The sequence below is a fragment of the Bartonella sp. AD328YNZD genome (assembly GCF_042196425.1).
The window spans coordinates 1-2,421 of sequence record NZ_JBHIQG010000344.1; the positions used below are offsets into that span (position 1 = coordinate 1).

Annotated in this window: 3 protein-coding genes; all 3 read right to left on the reverse strand. The window is 43.4% G+C overall.

Features of this window, described 5'->3' with window-relative positions; all coding sequences use genetic code 11:
- A partial coding sequence (locus tag ACFIO3_RS11560) for a tail protein X (RefSeq protein WP_375704496.1) occupies positions 1 to 215 on the reverse strand: 215 nt, incomplete at its 3' end.
- Positions 212 to 592, reverse strand: coding sequence for a phage tail protein (locus ACFIO3_RS11565; RefSeq protein ID WP_375615277.1), 381 nt, complete (start codon positions 590 to 592; stop codon positions 212 to 214). The genes ACFIO3_RS11560 and ACFIO3_RS11565, both read right to left, overlap by 4 nt.
- Positions 593 to 597: 5 nt before the next feature.
- The coding region (locus ACFIO3_RS11570; protein WP_375704497.1) for a phage tail tape measure protein at positions 598 to 2,421 on the reverse strand (1,824 nt) is incomplete at its 5' end.

Consider the following 2,421-nt stretch of genomic DNA (forward strand, 5'->3'; position numbering starts at 1 on the left):
CTACCCCAAATTCTAATCACCGGTGTGGCTTTAGGATAGGGGAGGGTTGGCAAAACGATTGTGATGCCTGCTTTTAAAATGGGTCCATAGTCTGCAAGACCAAAATTTGCTGCATAAACGCGTTCAACAGCAAGGGCTTGTTGACCCTTTGCATAGTATCTCCAGCAAATGGCATCAACCATATCACCTTCTTTTGTTACGTAAAGATCACTCATAGCTCTTCACCATATTCTCTCAACTTTATCGTAAATTCTTGTTTTTTGGGGGACCCGTTATAGTGAAAAATGCTTTGTTTTTCCTCTACAGAAAGGATAACAAACTTGCCTAAAATTTTCCCCTGACCGGTTACAAGGATATGAGGACCATTATGGGCCATTTGTCGCAAATACTCGATTTGTCCGTGACCGCCTTTAAAATCTGGATAGATCACACCGGTTAAAGAAAACTCTGCATTTGCAAGGGCAGGCAATTGAAGCGCTGCTTTGCGCCCCAATCGCCCTTGCTCGACCCATGGAATGCCATAAGACATGTCAAGGGTTTGATAAGCAGCTGTTTCAATGGAAAAGATAAAACCACCCAAAGCTAACATCATGGCGCTTAATCCGAAAGGCTAGAGGCTATAGCCAAGCGTTGCTGCTTGGCATAGCGTTCAAGGGCTTGATTGACTGCGTCTCTGATTTCGTCCTTGAGACCATTGGGGACAGAAATATTTAAATTTGAAATCATCACGCGGGCATCTACTTCTACCGGCTTATGAACGGTAATGGGCTTGGGAGCTTTGAAGGCGCCCACTTTTGCATTTGTAGCCTGCATTTGTCCTGTTTCGACTACGCTTGTATTAAAGCCACTTTTGCGTTTTTCAGGGGGGGTATTTGTAACCACTGCTGTATCCAGCATTCTTTTTGCCCGTGTATTAGTTTCTTCGGTAAAGGTTTTAATGGTCTTCGTTGAAGTTTTGTCTATTGAGACATTAAACCCTAACTTTTCTTTCATCCAATTAGGCATCCAACTGGTTAATTTACTCATCATGCCGCTAAGCCATTCAGACAGAGCATTCCATTTGCTTTTGATGCCCTCCCAAAGCCCATTAATAAGATTGGAACCTACTTCCATTAAATCGACACCAAACAGCCATTCAATGAGTTCATTGATTTTTTTCGAAATCCAAGAGAGTGGTGAAAAGTTTTTAAAGAACGTCAAGAGGTTATTGAAAACATTACTACATAAGCTGTAAAAAGAATCCCATAACTTGCTTATAAAGCTTATGACTGTATCCCAATGTTTGTAGAGCAGATATCCGGCAGCAACAAGAGCTGCAATACCAGCCATTATCCAGCCTATGGGGGTTGTCATGATGGCAATACCAAGCGATATAAAAGCAGAACCAACGGCGGTTATTGCTGGAATAAGTGACGCTACAAGAACTGCCCCAACCGCGGCTAAAGATGCTGCTACCCAACCATTGAGTTTGTCCCAATATTGATAGAGGACAAAGAGCGCTGCAATGCCACCCATTAACCAGCCTATGGGGGTCGTCATAATTGTGATACCAAGGCTAACAAACGCTGTTCCCACGGCTGCTAATGCGGCAATGAGTGGACCAAAAATGAAGGAACCAAGAGCTACAAGCCCCACCTTAAAGAGGGTTATTTCACCAATCAATGGCTCTAGCCATTGGAACCAGCCTTTAATCCTCTCTGTGAGATCACTGATGCTTTTTCTTAAATCAGAGGTAGGATTAAGCAAATCATTAAGGACTTTTTTTAAGGTTTTTGCCCAGCTCGCAACGGTTGTTTGAATGAGATCACGGTTTTCATCAATCAACTTTGAAAAACCGTCAATCATATCATTGATGACGGGCATAAAACGGGCGCCAATAAAGCTCGCGATACCGCCTATTTTTTTCTTAAAAGCACCAAGCTTATCACTCAAATCTGCTGCATAGCGTGCAACATCGGCGCCTATGAGCCATTTTCCTTTCCGCGCCTTTGCAAACAGTTCTTTGATAGGCGCCATGCCTTGTGCAAGCATGGTCGCCATTTCTTTACCATCACCCCCAAACAGCAGAGCGGCAATATGCTGTCTTTGTGCTTGGCTTTTCATCTTACTCATCTTGTCGGTAATTTCTTCTAACAAGACAGAAGTGGATTTGAGTTTTCCAGAAGTGTTTTTGACAGAAATGCCAAGTGCTTCAAAGCCCATCATGCCTCTTTTTTGTCCAGCATAGGCTTGTGCCGAACGCCTATTTAAAACCGCTAAGGATTGTTGAAAAAGTTCGGCAGAAGTGCCTGAATTATCGGCTGCATCACCCCATAATTGAAGTGCCGTAACACTCATATTTAAATGGTGTGATGCGTGATAAAGACTATCTCCCAGATGCATGGTTTTCATGGTGAGGGCGGTCACACTTGCCACAAGACC

Bases quoted from the DNA above. Each gene is read 5' to 3' on its own strand.
- ACFIO3_RS11565 (WP_375615277.1), bottom strand. From the start codon at position 592: ATGATGTTAGCTTTGGGTGGTTTTATCTTTTCCATTGAAACAGCTGCT.